Here is an 18,600-nt window from a genome sequence, read left to right on the forward strand (position 1 = left end):
CTATGAGAGAGTTTTACCGGACACTAGTGACGCAGAGCGTGGGAACGATCAGGGCTACCTCTTGACGAAAACACGCTGAATCAGGATAGGAAACCACCGTCCACATTCAGCGAAACCCCAGTGGTGTAGCTCGACGCATCACTCGCCAGATACAACACTGCCCCAGCCATTTCACTCGGATCCGCCACACGCTTGAGCGGAATCTGCTGCAGTGCGGTCTTCAGAATCGCGTCGTTCTTCACCAGCGCCGAGGCAAACTTGGTGTCGGTCAGGCCCGGCAGCAGGGCGTTGCAGCGGATGCCGAACTGCGCGCACTCCTTGGCGAAGACCTTGGTCATGTTGATTACCGCTGCCTTGGTCACCGAGTAGATGCCCTGGAAGATGCCTGGCGAAATGCCGTTGATCGAGGCGACGTTGATGATGCTGCCACCACCGTTTTCTCGCATCAGCTTGCCGGCTTCCACCGACATGAAGAAGTAGCCGCGAATGTTCACATCGACGGTTTTCTGGAAGGCGCCGAGGTCGGTGTCCAGCACGTTGCAGAACTGCGGATTGGTTGCGGCATTGTTGACCAGGATGTCCAGGCGACCGAATTGCTCGCGGATGCCGGCGAACACTTGAGTGATTTGTTCCATTTCGCCGATGTGGCAGGCGATAGCGGTGGCTTTGCCGCCGTCAGCGATGATCGCGTCGGCCACGTGTTGGCAGCCGTCGAGTTTGCGACTCGATACGATCACGTGGGCGCCTTGCTGGGCCAGCAGTTTGGCGATCGCTTCACCGATGCCACGGCTGGCGCCGGAGACGAAAGCGACTTTACCGTCGAGGTCGAACAAATGGGTCTTGGACATGGTTTTTCCTTGAGGTGGGCAGGCATCGGGCGCGCGATCAGAGGCTGGAGTTCTGGATGACTTGCAGGCTCATGTGCTCCAGCAGCTTGTTCATGTGAATGAACTGCGCGAAGCGTTTGTCCTGGGTCTGGCCATGGAAGAAGCGGTAATAGATCTGCTGCACGATACCGGCCAGGCGGAACAGCCCGTAGGTGTAGTAGAAGTCGAAGTTGTCGATCTTGATCCCCGAGCGTTCGGCGTAGTAATCGACGAACTCGCGACGGGTCAGCATGCCGGGGGCATGGCTCGGTTGACGGCGCATCAGTTGCACCGGTGCCGGGTCGCCGGCTTCGATCCAGTAGGCGAGGGTGTTGCCCAGATCCATCAGCGGATCGCCGAGGGTGGTCAGTTCCCAATCCAGTACGCCAATGATCTGCATCGGGTTGTTCGGGTCGAGGATCACGTTGTCGAAGCGGTAGTCGTTATGGACGATGCTCGATGTCGGGTGGTCGGCGGGCATCTTGTCGTTGAGCCAGTCCTTGACCGCTTGCCAGCTCGGCGCATCAGGGGTCAGGGCTTTTTCGTAGCGCTCGCTCCAGCCATGAATCTGCCGCGCGACATAACCTTGCGGCTTGCCCAGGTCGGCCAGGCCACAGGCCTGGTAATCGACGCGGTGCAGCTCGACGAACTTGTCGATGAAACTCTTGCACAAGGCTTCGGTTTTAGCAGCGTCGAGGCCCAGTTCCGGGGGCAGTTCGGAGCGCAGGATAATCCCCTTGACCCGTTCCATTACATAGAACTCGGCACCGATCACCGATTCGTCGGTGCAGTGCACGTAGGCTTTCGGGCAGTACGGAAAACCGTCCTTGAGCTGGTTGAGAATGCGGTATTCACGGCCCATGTCGTGGGCGGATTTGGCCTTGTGGCCAAACGGTGGTCGACGTAGCACGAACTCCTGCTCGGGGTATTCGAGCAGGTACGTCAGGTTCGAAGCGCCACCGGGGAACTGGCTGATCTGTGGCAACCCACTCAGGCCGGGAATGTGCGCCTTGAGGTACGGATCGATCAGGCTGGCATCGAGTTCTTCGCCAGAGCGGATACGGGTGGACTGGTCAGTAAGCGCCATGCTTATCCCTTCTGCTTATTTTGGAGGCCAGACATCATTGGCTAATCTAATGGCGCACCGGGGGCGCCACAAGCGCGGCAAGGTCTTATAGGTTAGCGTGTTGCTGGATAATCAGCGTTCCTGATGTGCGAGAACAGGTTCGGCGGACTATGGTTCAGAGGAGCATCGCTTCCAGGAAGGAGATTCGACATGGGCTGTCCGCAAGTGTGCGCCACCGCGACCCTGCAATGCAGTTTCGGTGCGGCACCGGGGGTGCTCAACGTGCTGCCGGTCAACCGCACGCTGACCGGGGGCATGCCGGCGGCGAACATCATGGATCACATTCCGCTGCTGAACATCATGCCGTTTGGCATGTGCATGAGCCCGGCCAATCCAATGGTCGCCGCGGCCACCGCCGCCGCCCTCGGGGTGCTGACGCCGATGCCGTGCATTCCGGCCACTGCCGCCCCGTGGATCCCCGGCGGCCCGCCGACCCTGTTGCTGGGGAACATGCCCGCACTGGATGCCAACAGCACCTTGATGTGCAACTGGGCCGGAGTGATCAAGATCGCGATGCCAGGGCAGATGCAGATGCTTATTCCCTGATCCACCCACCCCTTCAAGTCTAAACATACAAGCGGGCTTGCTCGCGAAGGCGGTGCTTCAGTCACCATTTATGCAGGATGTACCGGCCTCATCGCGAGCAGGCTCGCTCCCACATTTTGAACTCGGTCGTACGCAACGGATGAGTTCGATGGAGATCCCCTGTGGGAGCGAGCCTGCTCGCGATGAGGCCATCACATTCAATACAAGGCTCAGGCTTGTGTCGGATCGGCCCAGCGCCGATACCACCAGCGCATCCGTGAGATCGGCTTGCCCTCGGCGTCCAGCGGTCGTCCATCGCTGGCAAAGGCTTGCTCCGGTTCAAGCAACTGACCGTTGAGGTAGCGGGCGTTTACAGCGGGTTTACCGTTGGGATGAAAACGCTGGTAAACCCCTTCACGCACGCCATCGCGGTAACACTCCACTTCAGCCACTTTTCCATCGGGAAAATAGTTGCTGGCTTCGCCATGCAGCAGGCCTCGGCGATAGGTGGCTTTGCGTTGCAGCCAGCCTTGCGGCGCATAAAACGTCGCCACGCCTTGTAACTTGTCGTGCACAAAAGGCATCTGCGCCGACAGCTTGCCGTTGGGGTGATACAGCAGGCTCATCCCTTGCAGTTCGCCCTGGCTGTAATTCAAGGCGGCCTGGGGCTTTCCGGCTTCCTTGATGTGCAGCAGGCCTTCCAGCCGGCCGTCAAGCATTCGTCCGTCGAGCCGGCTGTCACCGCGTTCCAGTTCGAGTTTGTCCGATGACATCCTCTGTCACTCCTCAATTGACCTTCACCAGTCCGCCCTTGATGGTCAGCATGCCGCCGCCATCCACGGTCTGCTCGGCGCCGCCCTTGTTGGTCAGGCTGACCCCGGCATCATTGGTCAGCGAGGTGCCTGCCTTGTTGGTCAGTTCCGTACCGGCCTGATTGCTCAGGGAGGTGCCGGCCTTCTGACTGATCGAGGTACTGGCCTGGGCCGCCAGATCAGCGCCACTCTTGATCGCGAAACTGCCACCGCTTTGCAGCGTGAGAGTGCCGCTCACCTTGATGGTCAGGTTGCCGTCCACCGTCAGGCTGTAATCGCCGGTGACCTTGTGTTCGTAGTTGCCGCCGGTGCTGTGTTTCTGATCGGCGCCGACCTTCACTGTGCGGCTGCCCTTGACATCGAGGCTGTCGCTGCCGGTCTGGATCGTCACGCTGCGTTTTCCTTTTTCCAGGGTCACGGTTTCGTCGCCTTCCTTGACCGTGCGGGTTCGGGCGTTCTTTACCGTGAGGATTTCATCATGGCCGACGCTGGCGGTGGTGTCGTTGAGTACATTGATCTTGAAGTCCTTCTGCGCCTGCAGAAACACCTCTTCGGCGTCCTTCTTGTCCTCGAAGCGCAGCTCGTTGAAGCCGCCACCACCTTTGGAAGAGTTGGTCTTGATCCCGGACTGGGTCTGGTTTGCCGGCAGCGCATAGGGCAGGGCGTTGTCGCCGTTATAGACGCAACCGGTGACCAGTGGCCGGTCCGGGTCGCCGTCGATAAAGGTCACAATCACCTCCTGACCGATCCGTGGCACGAACTGCATGCCAAAACCCTTGCCGCTCCACGGCAGCACCACGCGCACCCAGCAGGAACTGCTTTCGTCATTCTTGCCATCGCGATCCCAAGGAAACTGCAACTTGATCCGACCGTACTGGTCAGTCCAGATTTCCTCGCCGGATTTACCGACCACCAGCGCCGTTTGCGTGTGCATCCGCGGTTTGGGAGTGAGCCGCGCGGGACGATAAGGCGTGGCTTTGGGGATGGCTTCGAAGCGGTTGCGGTAGCTGTCGTGACTGGCCTCATGGGTGACGGCCGTCACCACCCAATCGATATTCAGCGTTGGGTCATCGTGACCGGCCAGCGTGAACCAGTGCCCCGGCACCAGCCAACGGCAATCGCTCTCGCCGACGAAGCGCTTTTCCTGACTGCGCAAACCGTCCACCCGCTGCTTGGTCAGCGCATCACCCCGGGCCTTGGCGTTGTAACCGCCCGGATGTTCATAGATGGAGCGCGGCCCGGCCACTGCTTCGGCCTGGTCGTAGAGGGACGCAGTGGGTGTAGTGAACTCATAATCCGTCGCCCGATACACCCCGGCCACCGCCTGCACACAGACTTGTCCGGAACGGATGCCATGCAATTCGCGCTCGCCCATCCGTTGCCCGAGATAGCTCACCTTGGGTCCATTGGGTATCGGCACGAAGGCATCGTTACTGTCCCCGAGCACCAGCGTGTGCTTGCCGTCTTCATGGGTGAAAAACCAGAAAATCCCTTCCTCTTCCAGCAACCGTGAAACGAAGGCGAAATCGGTTTCGCCGTACTGTACGCAGTACTCGCGGGGCGTGTAGCTGCCGGTGAGTTTCAACTGGAAATCGGTGAAGCCGTGGGCCTTGAAAATCGTCGTGACGATGTCCGAGGTGGCGAGGTTCTGGAACCCCCGATTGTTGCTGGCCAGGGTCAGCCACCAGAGCCATGGGCGCAGTAGCAACTGATAGCGCTCGGCGGTGGCGTCGGCGGGGAGTTGGCGGATCTCGGCGACCAGTGCGTCGAGCGGGCGGGTCAGTGCGTCGTTGTGCAGGGTGGTGGTGACGTGGGTAGCGACGGCGCTGGTCAGGGTGAGGGACGAGCCGTCGTTGAGGCCGTTCAGGGTTTGGCTGCTCAGTGCGTTGAGAGATTCCTCGCCGGAGAGGGACTCAGGGTAAAGCGCCGACAGCGAGGTGGCGGTGAGGGAGAGGCTGGTGTTGCTGTCGGTGGTGCGGGGCATGGCGAAAATTATCCGGGCGTGGCTAGAGGGTGAATAACACCGGGAAGTGGTCGCTGCAAATCGAACGCCTCAGGCAAAGCGGCACGACTTCTATTACGTTCCCGTCGCTGTCGCTGTTGACATGCAGACTGCCCTCGCACACGGCTTTCCAAGCATGGGCGTGGCGCAGATAAGCGTAGTCGAGCAATAACAGGGTCGGTGATAACTCACCTTTTTCGATGCCTTTCCTTGTGAAATAATTCTGTCCGATTTTTGCTGTGGAATCGGTTAGTGCTGGAAAAAAGTGTCATATAGATTGTCGGTTTCCGCTTCGCTCAAAGGGCAGGAGACTGTTGAAACTGCAAAGTCCAGATAAACATCAAGTACGATAGTGGTGAGTGCGGCTTCGGCAGATTTTTTCTTTGCGTCAAATACTTGTGCAGTAGGGATTGTTTGGGAGTGTTTACGGTGATCATAGTGGCTCTTTTGTTCAGTCATTCTTCCAGAAGACGTGAATATCGCGGTTTTGCAAGCGTCAATATACTCACTGTGTAATTTGTCCCAAAGCTCATGAACGTAAATATTGAATTCAGACCTGGTTAGAGAGGGCGTTAGTCGGTCGTCAGTGATGATCGTCCTGGCGATGGTCCGTAGTGGAATTCTGATAAGTGTCTCTATTTCACTGTCCGCGTTGTTGAAACATGATTTTAGGATGGATGTTTCTGATTGCAGGTAAATGAGAAAAGTCTTGCTTGCCCGGTCACTGACAAGGTCTTCAAGCCGTTTACTACTCACCGTGAAGGTCGCCATGATTTTATGGGCTGCAGCGTCCCCCACGCCCCCTTGGCCATGTTGATAAAGCGTCGTGGGGATATCCACATCACCTTGGGTCGCGGAGCTGAACAGGTTGTTACATTTTAGAAGGGCGATAATCGAAAAAAGACGTAACTGGCGTTCCATTCTATGCGCTGCGTGTTTTTTTACGTCGGTTTGTGGGGGGGCGAGAAAAACGCCTGTGCTTTCAGGTGTTGTTCGCAGGTTCGATGATCGCGCACCTGTGGGCCCTGAGCCGTTATTCACGAAGGTCTTCAAATCTTTTAAAAAGTCGTCGGGTTGCAGAAAACCATAAGTCTTGGTTGTCCGCCCCAGAAAGTCCGAGAGCATCAAGCCATCTCCGCGAAAAAGATCCAGCGGGTAACCGGACTGCGTTAGCCAGTTGATAACAGTGCCTATACTCAGTGGGTTCTTCAATGAAGAAAATTCCTTGGGTCCAGAATAAAATTGAATAGTGATTGGCATGGTATTCCTTGCTCCGTCTACAGGAACTCATCAAATAAGAGACCAGGCTATTTGTTGGGAAAATAAATCTGGTCTCTTGTTTCAGAGCTTTGACCTTGGTTGAATTACTATTTTATGCGGTTCTGCATTGGCTGCTGAACTGAAGTAGTGCCTCGGTACCTTGAGTTCCGGGCGATAGATACCATTGATTAGGCTGTTTAATGAGGATTCGCCCGCCATGGCAAGAAGGCGGGTTTGGCCTGTCGGGCTGAGCTTTCTTAGGTCCAGAATCAAAGACAATGCTATTCCGTTGATCATGTCTTGCCCGAAAAAGACGGTAGACAGAGGCGATAGTTCTCGCTTTTTTAGTAGGGTGTAATCCTCCGCACTTAAGTCGTGAATATGCCTGGAAAGATCTGGAGTACGGGCAAAACGCATCTCCACTAAAGAAAGCCACCCAACTTCCATGAAGATTGTTTCATGGAGGTTGAATCGGTATGTGAGATCTCCAAAGGCGCTGCCTCCTTTTTTTGGCGTTTCACCTACCTCTAAAGAGAAAAAGACAAAATCATCATTCCCTAACAGAGCTATGTCTTCTACAGGTGAGTTTTTAGTGTTGAAGATAACGCCTCTGTCGAGCAGTTTTTGTCTTGAGTACAGGCTGATGCCACCGCCTTTGTTTGTTCGAGGAGTGTTGGTGGTGTGGGTGGCAAAAAATTTGGCGTGTTTGATATTTGTTACCAGGGTCAACTCTGGTGGGGTGAGCATCTCCAAGTTGGAGATTAAGTTGTGAATGTTCTTTTGTGAAATGCTACGTATGGCTGCCAATTTTTTCTTCATGGATAGCTCAGCCTGCCAATCGCTGGAACGCGGGTCATCCTTGTTCCATATGGCGCCCTTTTTTATCATTCGAGCATAAGACTTCTCTGCGATGTATCGGCGAATTGCAGAGGTGATGATTCGGGCTGCTTGGTCTTGTGTCATTGGCATGTTATGCGGGCTCCATGTTGTTAAGAGAAGAAAGAAGACAGATTTATTTTCGCGTCACCTGGTTCGCCCACGGTGTTTGATCAATAAACCCGTCCCCTTTCCCCTTTCAAATCAACCCATACGACCCAGAACGCCAATCAGCGTCAGACTCGCTTGAGCCGCCTGAAACAACCGAAATCCCGGCGTACCCAAATGTGCTCTTACGTCGTTGAATGCATCATTGAACGGTGCCGTCTGTGCAGGTCCCTGCAGCACAACCTGAATGCCATTGGGGTAAGTAAGACCGGTGACGTTGTCCCAGCCAAAGGGATTTGCACCGCCGTTCTGGGTGATCCAGGTCTGGAGGTTGTTGAAGTAGGTGGTGAAGGCCGGCACCATGGGGCCCTGGTTTTGCAGGGTCGAGTTCGCCCATAGCTGCAGGTCAGCGCGGCTGTTATTGATCTGTGCGGCCAGTTGTGCGGTTGTAAATGCCATATAAACGCTCCTTGTTCACTACAGTGGTTTGCATTGCGCCAAGCACGGGGCGGACTGCATCTGCTGCTTACTCCAGCACCCACTCCGCCAGTTTCCCAGTCACCTGGGTCATCAATACATTTTCGACATCGCGCGCTCCGGCCGCACTGCACTTGGCCAGCACCGCCTGCACAATCCCGGCATCAAACTCGAACTGTTTGCCGGTCGCGGCTTTGTAGCGGCCACGCAATTTCTCCAGTTTCGCCAAGACAATCCCTTCCAGCGTCGCCTCATCCAACGGCCGATACGCGACCACGGTCATGCGCGCCAGAAACGCCGGGCGGAAGGCTTTCAGCAGGACTTTGTGCAGGGCTTCGGTGAAGGCATCGCTGTCCAGTTGCGCAGTCGGTGTGTCGAGCAGCAGTTCGGCGCCGACGTTGCTGGTGGCGAGCATCACGGTGTTTTTGAAGTCCACCACCAGGCCGGTGCCGTCTTCCATCAGGCCTTTGTCGAAGACGTTATAAAAAGCCTCCAGCACATCCGGGTGGGCTTTTTCGATTTCGTCCAGCAGCACCACGGAATAGGGTTTGCGGCGCACGGCTTCGGTGAGCACGCCGCCGCTGCCGTAGCCGACATAGCCGGGCGGGGCACCTTTGAGTTGGCTGACGGTGTGGGCTTCCTGGTATTCCGAGAGGTTGATGCTGATCAGGTTGCGTTCGCCGCCATACAGCGCATCGGCCAGTGCATAGGCGGTTTCGGTTTTGCCGACGCCGGTGGGGCCGACCAGCAGGAATACGCCGACCGGTTTTTGCGGATCGGTGAGGCCGGCGCGATACGCCTGCAAGCGTTGGGCGATGGTGTTCAGCGCGGTGCGTTGGCCCATCACCCGTTGGCCCATGCGTTGACCGAGGGTGCGCACGGCGTGGGCTTCATCGGCGAGCATCTTGCCGACCGGGATGCCGGTCCAGCCGGCAATCACTGCCGCGACGGTTTTCGCATCGACCTGCTCCGGCACCAGCGGGTCGTCCTGGCGAATGGCGTCGAGACCGGCCTCCAGGCGCAGCAGTTCGGCGGCCAGATGGTCGATGCGTCCGTCGGTGACATCGTCCGGTTTGTCGCTGTCGGCGCGTTCGCTCAAGGCCAATAGTTCGCGCCGGGTTTCCAGTAGCTCGCGCACGGCAACGCGTTCTTCGCTCCAGCGGATCTCCAGTTCGCGAATGGCCTGCACGTTGCTGGTGGACTCGGTCTCCAGTACGGTAATGCGCTCACGGTGATCGAGGCCGGTGGCCTGCTCGCGACGCAGGCGTTCGACCTCATCCTTGAGGCTTTGCTGGCGATGACGCAGGCTTTCCAGCGGTGGCGGTACGTCGTGTTGACCGAGGGCGACACGCGCGCAGGCAGTGTCGAGCACGCTGATGGCTTTGTCCGGCAGTTGCCGGCCAGAGATGTAGCGATGGGACAGCTTCACCGCCTCATGAATCGCCGCATCCAGCACCTGCACGCCATGGTGCTGTTCGAGTTTGGCGGCGACCCCACGGAGCATTTCCACGGCGGTGATTTCATCCGGCTCTTCGACCTGGACCAGTTGAAAGCGTCGGGCGAGGGCCGGGTCTTTCTCGAAGTATTTCTTGTACTCAAGCCAGGTGGTCGCGGCCAAGGTCCGCAGTTCACCACGAGCCAGCGCTGGTTTGAGCAGGTTGGCGGCGTCGCTTCCGCCCTCGACACCGCCGGCACCGATCAGGGTGTGGGCTTCGTCGATGAACAGGATGATCGGTTTTTCCGCGCTGCGGACTGCATCAATCACCCCTTTGAGCCGTTGCTCGAATTCCCCTTTGACCCCGGCGCCGGCCTGCAACAAACCAAGGTCGAGGACCCGCAGGCTGACTTCTTGCAGCGACGGCGGTACGTCCCCGGAGGCGATGCGCAGCGCCAGGCCTTCGACCACCGCGGTTTTGCCGACGCCCGGCGCGCCGACCAGAATCGGATTGTTCTGGCGACGGCGCAGCAGGATGTCGATGCATTGGCGAATTTCGCCGTCACGCCCGACGATCGGATCGATGCGTCCGGCATGCGCGTCGGCGGTCAGGTCCTGGGTGAACTGGTCGAGTACCGAGTCTTGCTTCTGCTGCGGTTTGCCGGCGGTTGCGGTTACCGCACGAGCTCCGCCGACGTGCTCGCGGGAGCTTTCGGTCCATTCCAGCAGATTGCTGCGCAGGGCATCCCGAGGAATGCGCAGCAGCGACGAAGCACTGTTGAGCAACAGGCTGCGACGTTCATCGCGGTCGAGCAGCGCCAACAGCAACAGGCCGGAACGGATGCTCTCAAGGCCAAGCACGCTGGCCTGCACCACGGCGTCCTCCAGCAAGCCGATGGTGTGCGCCGAGAGTGCCGGGGTGCGGGTGCTGCCAGTCTTGAACAACTCCAGAGCCTTGTTGATTTCCGCCGTCAGGGCATCGCGTTCCAGGCCGAAGCGCGGCAGCAGGTAGGCGAAGTCACCGCCTTCGATTTCCAGCAGTTCGAGCAACAGGTGCTCGATTTCAACGTAATGGTGACCACGTTGCAGGCAACGCTGGGCGGCCCGTTCCAGGGCGCGGCGGTTGTCCGGGTTGAGGCGTCCGATCAGGCTGGCCAGTTCCATGTTCAGGTAATCTCCAGCTGACGAAGACGAGTCTCGATGCGTTGCAGGGTGAGACTGGACTGGCGTTGCAGGCCACCGTTCCAGCTCAACAGCGGTGGTGTCTGGCGACCGAGTTTGATCGGGCTGGCGCCACGCACCAGCAGCACCAGTGTGCACTCCAGGTCCGGCCCGAAATACAGTGCACTGAGGCTGGCCAAGGCTGCGTGTGTTTCACCGTCCGGCAAGAAAGCGGCGGCCTGGGCAGGAGTCAGCGGGCCGAGGGTCAGACGGATTCCCGCATGTTCGTCCCAGACCCGCGTGCCGGCCACTGCACTGCGCCCCAGTTGCAGGTTGCGCCCACCGGGCTGCAAGCGGCTGCGACTGGCGGGTGGAATCTCGCGCCAGGCACCGTGATAGGCGCTGAGCTCGACCGGCAATTCGAACTGTTCGCGCACGATGGCGGCAAAGCCTGCGAGCGAACGACGCCCGTCGGCGAACAGCGCGCTGCACGCCAGCACGGCAGCATCGGGTATCGCCTGACGTTCGTGCAGGGCCTTGGGTAGCAGGCCGGTCAACGCTCGCAACTGAGCGTGCACCGGTGTCGCGCCCGGCACCGAAAAGCCTGCGGCAATCCGGTGTTTGCGCAGCACTTTGTAGAGCAGGCTGAGGAGTCGGTGCTGGAACAGGTCGAGGAACTCGGCCGGTGCATAATCCTTGGCGCGGGCCCGTTGTTGCAGCCATTCCTGATAGGCGTAGGGCAGTGGCCCATCCGGCCCACCGAGACCGAAAACCGGGGTGGTCAGGGTCGGTTTGTGGCCGGTTTCGTCGGTCAGGTTTTCAACCTGGCTGGCAGCGAACAACGGCGTCAGCGGGCCGCGCAGACGCAGCGCTTCAGCCTGCGGCGCGGTGCCGCTGCCCAGCGATTCGGCTTGCGGATGCTCGCGTTCGAGCAGCAACAAGGCCTGCAATAATTCGAACGCCTGAGGGTCGCGGCGCAGCCGTTGGCTCAGGCTCAGAGGGAGAGCGGCATGCCGGCTTGGGGTTGCCATGCCTTGATCTCCTTGTCTGATTCAACCAGCACCGTACGCACGAAGCGATTGGCCGTGGCATAGAGTGAGAAAAACTGCGCCAGCACCGCTGAAAACAGCACCGCGCTGGTGCCGACAAAATGCTGCGGATCGAGTTGCAGGCGAACTTCCAGCCCATTGCGCCATCCGCGCCAGGCATCTTCACCGACATGCGCAATGACCCGCTCGCAGCTCAGGCTCAGCAGGCCTTCGATTTGCCTCCGGCCGCTGGCCTCGTCACGCAGGTTATGCAACTCGAGAATTTCCTTGAGCGCGTCCAGCGCCTGCGGACCTTCGACCAATGACAAATGATTGAGGGTCAATTGCGAGACCAGCCGCCAGCGTGATTCACCGTCCAGACGCGGCAGGCTTTGCGGGCTCGGCGGATTACGCAAGCGCGCCGAGGCAATCGGCCCCGGTCGCTCGAAACCCAGCGGTGTTCCGGCCGACAGGCTCTGGGCCAGGTGCCGATTGGTGCAGAGCAGCTCGGCGGTCAGGCTCAGTTCAGTCACTTCTTCAAACGGGTCGAGCTGGGTGTCCACCAGGCTCAGCATCAGGTCAGTGCCCAAGCGGTTTGGGGTCATGCCGCTGATTCGCCGGGCGTGCCAATAGCAGCGGTGGTTGCCGCCGTGATGGCTGCCGTAATACGCCGGTACACGCTGCACGCCCTGCGAGGTGCTGGCGCGCAGGGCGCGAATGCTGTGGATTTCGACGCTGTTTTCCCGATGGCTGTCGGCAACCAGGCGGTATTCGCTGCGAGTGCCGTCCGGGCGCAGCGGCTCGGAAGTCCGTGGGAACAGGTTGATCACCGGCGCGCAACCGAGTGCGATATCGCTGGCTTGTAAATGCAGGCGGCTGCCGGGTGCCTGGTCGAAAACGATGTACAGATACAGCGTCTGGCTGTCGCTGATTGCACCCGCCAGCGGTACGTCGAAAAAATTGAATTTGTCTGGAAAGGCAAAGTACTCGGCGAGTAAACGCATCCCTGGATGCACGCCATCTTCATCGGGTAGCAGCACTTCATCGTTGGCGAAACCGACAATTTTCGGCAACCCGGCCAGCACTTTGGGCGCGCTGCCGGGTGGCCCGGCGAGGAGCTGAATCGCGTGTGCACCGAGCAAGTCGTAGAGGTTGGCATTGATCACCGGCGACGCGGCCAGGTGCAGGCGCAATTGCTCGATACCGAGTTCTGCCCACTGGCTTTTGCCCAGACAGCGCAGGCTCAAACGCAGGGCCGAGCGTGCCAGGGCGACGCCGGTGAGGGCCTGGGCTTCGTCGCTTCCCAGCAGTAATGCTTCGTTGATTTCCAGCGGCCATAGGTGAACGGCGGCGCTGGTGCGAAAGTGAATGCTTTCACCGTGGCGGGTGGTGACGAACAACGGCGTGTCGCGCGGCAGCGGGTAACCGCCGGTCAGGTTGCCCTTGCTCGGGTCCGGTTCGAACTGGACGATGGCGCAGGATGGCAGTGGCCGCATGGTCAGCGGATACAGTTGTTCCAGCAGCGCGTCGCTGAACTCGGCGTAATCGTCGTCGAGTCGTCGTTGCAGGCGCGCCGCGAGCAAGGCGAAACCTTCCAGCAAGCGCTCGACATGCGGGTCCGGGCATTCGCCGGGAGACAGTTCCAGGCGTCTGGCAACCTTGGGGTAGCGTTCGGCGAAAATGCTCCCGGCGTGGCGCAGCCAGGTCAGTTCTCGCTGGTAGTAATCGAGCAGTTGCGGGTCAATCGAGTCGCTCATTGCGCACCTCAAGGCCATCGCCGGCGTTCTCGATGACGAATGCGACAGGCCAATGCTGCTTGCCGCTGCGTAGCTCACCTTGCAGCCTGATACTTAGCTGTTGCGGATTTTCGGGGACGGGCGTGACGTCGACCGCGTCGAGCCGCAGGCGCGGTTCGAAGGCGTCGATGGCTTCACGAATCTGTCGCGACAGTTGACGGCGGTCATCGCTGCGCTGTTGCTGCAATGCAGTCCAGTCAGCGATGCCGTAGTCAATGACGCTTGGCGGCGTGGTCAGCGGGCGCTGGCCACGACGGGTGTTGAACAAGCGCAGCAACTCGATACGGACCGACTCCAACAGTGCCTGGCGATCGAACGCCTGCACGGTATCCGCCTCGCTGGCGGCAAGGCGTTCGAACAGCGGCGGCAGAATGCCGGTGCCGGTCATTATCGGAGTACTCCGTCAGCCCTTGATCAGCTTGTTCGCGGCCATGTCCCAGGTTGAAGCGGCCGTGCCTTCCTTGGTGCCATCGTCTTTCTGGGCGGTCAGTTCCCACTTGATCTTGGTGAAGTTCAGCGAGAGGGTTTCCACCGGTTTACCGCCCGTACCACCGCTGACGCTGACGTTGGACAGCACCACGTTGTTCAGGGTGTAAATGATGAAGGGCATCAACTGGCCGCTGCCTTCGGCCGCGTTGCGCCCGATGGTGATCTTGGCTTCCGGGATCGGTTTGCCGGCGCAGCAATACTCGTTGAGAGACGGGGTCGAGCTGTCGACGAACTTGGTGAGCGTGAACTCGCCGATGTGCGGCTTGCCGGAGGTGCGCTCCGAGTTGCTGACGTCGTTGGTCACCTGCATCGCGACGTTGTGGCTGTAGGACATGACTTCGATCTTGTCCTTGTAGCCTTCGAGCAGGCTGTCGCCTTTGATGTCACCGCCGAGGTCGAGAATGATTGCATCCATCGCATGAAACTCCTGAAGAAAATCGCGTTAGATAAGCAAAGGAAAACCCGCCGGCCTGGCCGGCGGGAGGCAGGTCAGGCGGCTACCGGTGGTGGCAGGGTGGCGACCAGGCGAATCGAGGCCGTCAGCTCTTCGAGCTGGAAGTGCGGCCGCAGAAACACCGTGGCCCGATAGACGCCCGGTTTTCCGGCGACTTCCGAGACATCCACGCGGGCCTCGCGCAACGGGTACTGCGCCTTGATTTCCTGTGGGGCGTTGTCGTTGATCAGCACGTAGTCGGCGATCCAGTTGTTGAGGTAGGTCTGCACGTTGTCGCGGGTCATGAAGCTGCCGACCTTGTCGCGCATGATGACCTTCAGGTAGTGCGCGAAGCGGGACGCCGCGAGCACGTAAGGCAGCATGGCCGAGATCCGCGCGTTGGCGTTCGCCTCGTTGGTGTTGTAGACCTTGGATTTGTTGGTGGTCTGGCCACCGAAGAACACCGCCACATCGCTGTTCTTCTTGTGACACAAGGCGATGAAGCCGAGGTCGTTGAGCTCTTTTTCACGGCGGTCGGTGATTGCCACCTCGGTCGGGCATTTGAGCGACAGGTCACCCGAGGTGGTGCGGAACGTGTGGGCGGGCAGTCCTTCGACGGCACCACCGCCTTCGGCACCGCGAATCGCCGCGCACCAACCGTATTTGGCGAAAGCTTCGGTGATGCGTTGCGACAGGGCCCAGGCCGCATTGCCCCAGAGGTATTTACTGTGGTCACTGCCGTTGACGTCTTCAACGTAATTGATGCCTTCCACCGGCAAGGTTTCCGGGCCATAAGGCAGGCGCAGCAGGAAGTGCGGCAGCACCAGCGACACGTAGCGCGAATCTTCGCTTTCACGGAAGGAGCGCCACTTGATCAGCTCCTGGCTCTCGAAAACTTTCGACAGGTCACGCGGCACCGCGAGCTCGGTAAAGCTGTTCATGTCGAACAGTCGCGGGCTGGCAGCGGCAATGAACGGCGCATGGGCAGCGGCGGCAACGTTCGAAAGTTTCTCCAGCAGGCCGATGTCCTGCGGATTCCGGCCGAAGGTGTAGTCACCGACCAGCAGGCTGAACGGGTGACCACCGAAGGTCCCGTATTCTTCTTCGTAGATCTTTTTGAACAGTGCGCTCTGGTCGAACTCGACGGCTTTTTCCAGATCGTTCTGCAGCTCTTTCTGGGTCACGTTGAGCAAACGCAGTTTCAGTCGGGAACTGGTTTCGGTGTTCTGCACCAACAGGTGCAAACCACGCCAGGAGGCTTCGAGTTTTTGCAGGTCCGGATGGTGCAGGACTTCGTTGAGCTGGGCGCTGATCAACTTGTCGATCTGGCTGATGCGGTCATTGATCATCGCCACGGTGTCCTTGTCGACGGCCATGCCTTTATCAAGAACCTGGGTGGCGAACTCCGCGAGCATGTCGCGGGCGTAATCCTTCTGGCTTTCGTCGTGGGCCATTCGCCCTTCGGCGATGATTCGGTCGAGCAGAGACAAGGTCTCGTTCACATTCTCGCTGGCTTGGGCCTGGGCACTGGATGAGGCGGGCATGGCAATTTCTCCCTAAGTGAATGGACGATCAGGCTTGAGCTTCTGGCGCCGCGTCGGCATCGCCGGCAGGTGCAGAAGACTGCGCTTCAGGCTGCGCTTCAGGCCGGGCCGACTTGATCTCTTGCAGGCCTTCGGTGTTGGCGATGACATCGCGTAGCAACTTGTCCAGGTCATCGTTGCCATCGAGTTTGGTCAGCAGGTCGCGCAGACGCTGACGCGCTTCGAACAGGCGCCGCAATGGTGTCACTTGCTCGACCACCTTGACCGGGTCGAAGTCGTCGATATGACCGAACTTGAGCTCGATGTTGAGCTTGCTGTCATCGTCAGTGAGGGTGTTGTTGACCTGCAAGGTGGCGCGCGGGGCGATCGAGGCGAGCACTTCGTTGAAGTTGTCCCGATCGATCTCGGTGAAACGCCGTTCATTCAATTTTGGGAGGGGTTCCAGGGGTTTGCCGGAGAGGTCGGCAAGAATGCCGACCACCAGAGGCAATTCTTTTTTCTCGATGGCGTTACCTATTTCGACGTCATAGGTGATTTGCACGCGGGGCGGACGGACCCTGTCGAGCTTGTGCTGAGTACTTTCTGCCATGGTGGCGGACTCCGATGCATTGGGTGGGAGCAATGCTTCGGGAGGCCCGCTCATCGCATTCCCTTGCTGAACCGTAGGTTAGAAAGGGAGGCAGTGGGACCTGTCATTCCCTTGACGAACCTTCCACATTCGTCGTGCTGACCGAACTATCCAAGACGCTAGAACAGGTCTATAAAAAAGCAAACAAAAACGATTTTTGACCGTCATGAGAAAAGGAAAATTCATTGTGCGCGCAGGATTTTTTAGCTCTCTCTCGTTCTTGTTACTCGCAGGTTGTTCGTTGTTCGGGCCGCGAGTCGATCTCGATAGCCTGACGCTGGACGTCGCCGCCCATGCCAATGACGACACGCCGATTGCCGTGGATTTCGTCGCGGTGAATGATCCGGACCTGCTCAAACAACTGTCGGCACTGACCGCTCGGCAATGGTTCAGCGAGCGCGAGCAGTTTCAACGCGACTACCGGCAGCTGATGACGGTCTGGGGGCTGGAGCTGGTTCCAGGGCAGTTTATCGATCAACAACCCTTCCCTCTGGGCGGCAAGCGGGCCGCTGGACTTTTGATCTTCGCGAGCTATAACACACCCGGAGCGCACCGACTTCGCCTGGACGATCAGAGCAAGGCCTGGCTGAAGTTCGACAGTCGCGAAATGACACTTGTCAGCGACGCTGCGCACTGATTTGCACTGAAAAGATCGCCAGGCCGCGGGCCAGCGGCGCCATTCGACGTCGAAGGGAATCGTATGAATTTGCTACCTGACGCGGTTTGCTGGCACGAAGGCATGCAATTGCTGCCCCAGCATTTTCAGTTGCAAGGGCTGCGCGCCGAAGCCTTGGTCGCGCATTTCGCCAAGGCCTGCAACCCCTGGTTCTGGGGTGTCACCCATCTCGAGATCGACCCCTCGGCACTCAGTGCCGGGCACGTTCGCCTGCTCGCCTTGCAGGCGACGTTGCCGGATGGTTTGCCGATCAATGTGCAGGCCGGTGTGGGGCCGATGCTGGAGCTCGATGTCAGCGAAGCGGTCAATGCAACGGATAACGCCACTGTGACCGTGTACCTGGCGGTCAGCCCGTTGTGGCGTGCCGGGCAATTACTGCCGCTCACGGGACGATTGCAATCGGTGGTCGGCGATGCACTGCCAGACCTCACCAGCGGTCAATACCCCGAGTCGATTACGGTATGGCGGCCCAATCCGCGTTTGTGCACGCAGTTGAACAAGGCTGACTCGATCTGTGTGCCGCTGCTGCGCGTTCGCAAGGAAGGTGGCGGCTTTTTGCAGTTGCCCTACACCGCGCCGACGCCGTGTCTGTTGCCGGAGTCGATGTTGGGCCGTCGGGTCGGCGGTCTGTGCGCCCGGGCCCGAGAGAAGTGCATGTTTTTGGCCGGTCGCTTGCGTCAGGCACAGCAGGCCGGCAATCAGGACGACGCCGCGGAAATCCGTCGCCAACTGACGGCACTCTGGGCGCGTCTGCCGGAGGTCGAGGGTTTGTTGAGCAGCCGGCTGGCGACGCCTCAGGCGCTGTATGGTCTGCTGCTCGGGTTGGCCGGTGCCTGGTCGGCGCTTGATCCGCTGGCGGGTGTGCCGGCCTTCGCGGCGCTGGATTTTCTCGAGTTGCAGCGTGGCTACGAGAGCGTACTCGACTGGCTGGGCAACACCCTCGAATTAATTCGCGCCGGCTATCGCAGCCTACCGTTCGAACGCCACGAACATACCTTCTCGATCCAGTTGCCTGACGATCAGCCGAGCCAGCGCCTGGTGATTGGCTTGCGCATGCCCAACGGCGCAAGCGAGCAGTCTGCGAGCGAGTGGTTGAGCCGCGCGATCATCGCCTCCGCGCCGTACATTGCCTTGCTCGGTCGACAACGCATGAGCGGCCTGGCGCATCAGGCCATGAGTCGCAACGAACAGGTGGCTTACAGCGTGGGCGAAGATACCCGGTTGTTTGTGGTCACTGCCCAGGGGCAATGGTTCGACGGGCAACTGCCGCTGCAGATTGTCGCGCCGGCCTCGCAGTTGGCGAGCAGCCCGTGGCAAGTGGTGCTGTTTGTCGCTCAGGCCAATGAAAACGCTTGATC

17 protein-coding genes are annotated in these 18,600 nt (G+C 59.4%); 3 read left to right on the plus strand and 14 right to left on the minus strand.

All coding sequences use genetic code 11. From position 1 onward, the window contains the following. Nucleotides 1–80: 80 nt before the first annotated feature. Together BK658_RS19955 and BK658_RS19960 are read right to left on the minus strand one after the other, a co-directional pair. Nucleotides 81–848 carry an SDR family oxidoreductase gene (locus BK658_RS19955; protein WP_123583799.1) on the minus strand — a complete coding sequence of 256 codons (768 nt, stop codon included), beginning with the start codon at nt 846–848 and terminating at the stop codon, nt 81–83. A gap of 37 nt (nt 849–885) precedes the next feature. Then, nucleotides 886–1,953 carry a phosphotransferase family protein gene (locus BK658_RS19960; protein ID WP_123583800.1) on the minus strand — a complete coding sequence of 356 codons (1,068 nt, stop codon included), beginning with the start codon at nt 1,951–1,953 and terminating at the stop codon, nt 886–888. Between the two features lie 189 nt (nt 1,954–2,142). On the opposite strand from BK658_RS19960, the gene BK658_RS19965 reads away from it, so the two are divergent. Continuing rightward, a complete protein-coding gene (locus BK658_RS19965; RefSeq protein WP_123583801.1) occupies nt 2,143–2,538 on the plus strand; it encodes a DUF4280 domain-containing protein in 396 nt (131 codons plus the stop codon). A 209-nt stretch (nt 2,539–2,747) separates the two neighbouring features. Here BK658_RS19965 and BK658_RS19970 read toward each other — a convergent pair whose 3' ends face one another. From BK658_RS19970 to tssB, 12 genes are all read right to left on the minus strand, one after another. Continuing rightward, entirely contained in the window at nt 2,748–3,290 is a 543-nt protein-coding gene (locus tag BK658_RS19970) for a toxin-antitoxin system YwqK family antitoxin (protein ID WP_123583802.1), read from the minus strand. Between the two features lie 13 nt (nt 3,291–3,303). Next, nucleotides 3,304–5,313: a type VI secretion system Vgr family protein gene (locus tag BK658_RS19975; protein ID WP_123583803.1), complete on the minus strand. Its 2,010-nt coding sequence runs from the start codon at nt 5,311–5,313 to the stop codon at nt 3,304–3,306. 267 nt (nt 5,314–5,580) lie between these two features. Then, nucleotides 5,581–6,591, minus strand: coding sequence for a hypothetical protein (locus BK658_RS19980; protein WP_123583804.1), 1,011 nt, complete (start codon nt 6,589–6,591; stop codon nt 5,581–5,583). Nucleotides 6,592–6,672: 81 nt separating this feature from the next. Then, a complete protein-coding gene (locus BK658_RS19985) occupies nt 6,673–7,560 on the minus strand; it encodes a hypothetical protein (protein WP_123583805.1) in 888 nt (295 codons plus the stop codon). A 111-nt stretch (nt 7,561–7,671) separates the two neighbouring features. Continuing rightward, entirely contained in the window at nt 7,672–8,034 is a 363-nt protein-coding gene (locus tag BK658_RS19990; protein WP_123583806.1) for a hypothetical protein, read from the minus strand. 67 nt (nt 8,035–8,101) lie between these two features. After that, nucleotides 8,102–10,651, minus strand: a complete 2,550-nt coding sequence (gene tssH, locus BK658_RS19995) for a type VI secretion system ATPase TssH (RefSeq protein WP_123583807.1) — start codon at nt 10,649–10,651, stop codon at nt 8,102–8,104. A gap of 2 nt (nt 10,652–10,653) precedes the next feature. Then, complete coding sequence (gene tssG / locus BK658_RS20000; RefSeq protein ID WP_123583808.1) at nt 10,654–11,679, minus strand: type VI secretion system baseplate subunit TssG; 1,026 nt, start codon at nt 11,677–11,679, stop codon at nt 10,654–10,656. Further along, the gene (gene tssF, locus BK658_RS20005) at nt 11,643–13,433 is read right to left on the minus strand and encodes a type VI secretion system baseplate subunit TssF (RefSeq protein WP_123583809.1); all 1,791 of its coding nucleotides are present in this window, start codon (nt 13,431–13,433) and stop codon (nt 11,643–11,645) included. Before tssF ends, tssG begins: the two co-directional genes overlap by 37 nt. Beyond that, entirely contained in the window at nt 13,417–13,860 is a 444-nt protein-coding gene (tssE, locus tag BK658_RS20010) for a type VI secretion system baseplate subunit TssE (RefSeq protein ID WP_123583810.1), read from the minus strand. The genes tssF and tssE overlap by 17 nt, the downstream gene beginning before the upstream one ends. 15 nt (nt 13,861–13,875) lie before the next feature. Continuing rightward, on the minus strand, nt 13,876–14,376 hold the full coding sequence (locus BK658_RS20015; protein ID WP_123583811.1) for an Hcp family type VI secretion system effector: 501 nt from the start codon (nt 14,374–14,376) through the stop codon (nt 13,876–13,878). Between the two features lie 74 nt (nt 14,377–14,450). Further along, nucleotides 14,451–15,938 (minus strand): type VI secretion system contractile sheath large subunit, encoded by a 1,488-nt coding sequence (gene tssC / locus BK658_RS20020; RefSeq protein ID WP_123583812.1) that lies wholly within the window; start codon nt 15,936–15,938, stop codon nt 14,451–14,453. A gap of 28 nt (nt 15,939–15,966) precedes the next feature. Beyond that, entirely contained in the window at nt 15,967–16,527 is a 561-nt protein-coding gene (tssB, locus tag BK658_RS20025) for a type VI secretion system contractile sheath small subunit (RefSeq protein WP_123583813.1), read from the minus strand. 226 nt (nt 16,528–16,753) lie between these two features. Between tssB and BK658_RS20030 the strand changes: the two genes are divergently transcribed. Next, a complete protein-coding gene (locus BK658_RS20030) occupies nt 16,754–17,203 on the plus strand; it encodes a type VI secretion protein (protein ID WP_185019866.1) in 450 nt (149 codons plus the stop codon). Between the two features lie 63 nt (nt 17,204–17,266). After that, on the plus strand, nt 17,267–18,598 hold the full coding sequence (tssK, locus tag BK658_RS20035) for a type VI secretion system baseplate subunit TssK (RefSeq protein WP_123583815.1): 1,332 nt from the start codon (nt 17,267–17,269) through the stop codon (nt 18,596–18,598). The last annotated feature ends 2 nt before the right edge of the window (nt 18,599–18,600 follow it).

This window comes from Pseudomonas brassicacearum (assembly GCF_003732175.1).
In the GTDB taxonomy this organism is placed as follows: domain Bacteria; phylum Pseudomonadota; class Gammaproteobacteria; order Pseudomonadales; family Pseudomonadaceae; genus Aquipseudomonas; species Aquipseudomonas brassicacearum_G.

Bases quoted from the DNA above. Each gene is read 5' to 3' on its own strand.
- BK658_RS19955 (WP_123583799.1), bottom strand. From the start codon at position 848: ATGTCCAAGACCCATTTGTTCGACCTCGACGGTAAAGTCGCTTTCGTC.
- BK658_RS19960 (WP_123583800.1), bottom strand. From the start codon at position 1,953: ATGGCGCTTACTGACCAGTCCACCCGTATCCGCTCTGGCGAAGAACTC.
- BK658_RS19965 (WP_123583801.1), top strand. From the start codon at position 2,143: ATGGGCTGTCCGCAAGTGTGCGCCACCGCGACCCTGCAATGCAGTTTC.
- BK658_RS19970 (WP_123583802.1), bottom strand. From the start codon at position 3,290: ATGTCATCGGACAAACTCGAACTGGAACGCGGTGACAGCCGGCTCGAC.
- BK658_RS19975 (WP_123583803.1), bottom strand. From the start codon at position 5,313: ATGCCCCGCACCACCGACAGCAACACCAGCCTCTCCCTCACCGCCACC.
- BK658_RS19980 (WP_123583804.1), bottom strand. From the start codon at position 6,591: ATGCCAATCACTATTCAATTTTATTCTGGACCCAAGGAATTTTCTTCA.
- BK658_RS19985 (WP_123583805.1), bottom strand. From the start codon at position 7,560: ATGCCAATGACACAAGACCAAGCAGCCCGAATCATCACCTCTGCAATT.
- BK658_RS19990 (WP_123583806.1), bottom strand. From the start codon at position 8,034: ATGGCATTTACAACCGCACAACTGGCCGCACAGATCAATAACAGCCGC.
- tssH (WP_123583807.1), bottom strand. From the start codon at position 10,651: ATGGAACTGGCCAGCCTGATCGGACGCCTCAACCCGGACAACCGCCGC.
- tssG (WP_123583808.1), bottom strand. From the start codon at position 11,679: ATGGCAACCCCAAGCCGGCATGCCGCTCTCCCTCTGAGCCTGAGCCAA.
- tssF (WP_123583809.1), bottom strand. From the start codon at position 13,433: ATGAGCGACTCGATTGACCCGCAACTGCTCGATTACTACCAGCGAGAA.
- tssE (WP_123583810.1), bottom strand. From the start codon at position 13,860: ATGACCGGCACCGGCATTCTGCCGCCGCTGTTCGAACGCCTTGCCGCC.
- BK658_RS20015 (WP_123583811.1), bottom strand. From the start codon at position 14,376: ATGGATGCAATCATTCTCGACCTCGGCGGTGACATCAAAGGCGACAGC.
- tssC (WP_123583812.1), bottom strand. From the start codon at position 15,938: ATGCCCGCCTCATCCAGTGCCCAGGCCCAAGCCAGCGAGAATGTGAAC.
- tssB (WP_123583813.1), bottom strand. From the start codon at position 16,527: ATGGCAGAAAGTACTCAGCACAAGCTCGACAGGGTCCGTCCGCCCCGC.
- tssK (WP_123583815.1), top strand. From the start codon at position 17,267: ATGAATTTGCTACCTGACGCGGTTTGCTGGCACGAAGGCATGCAATTG.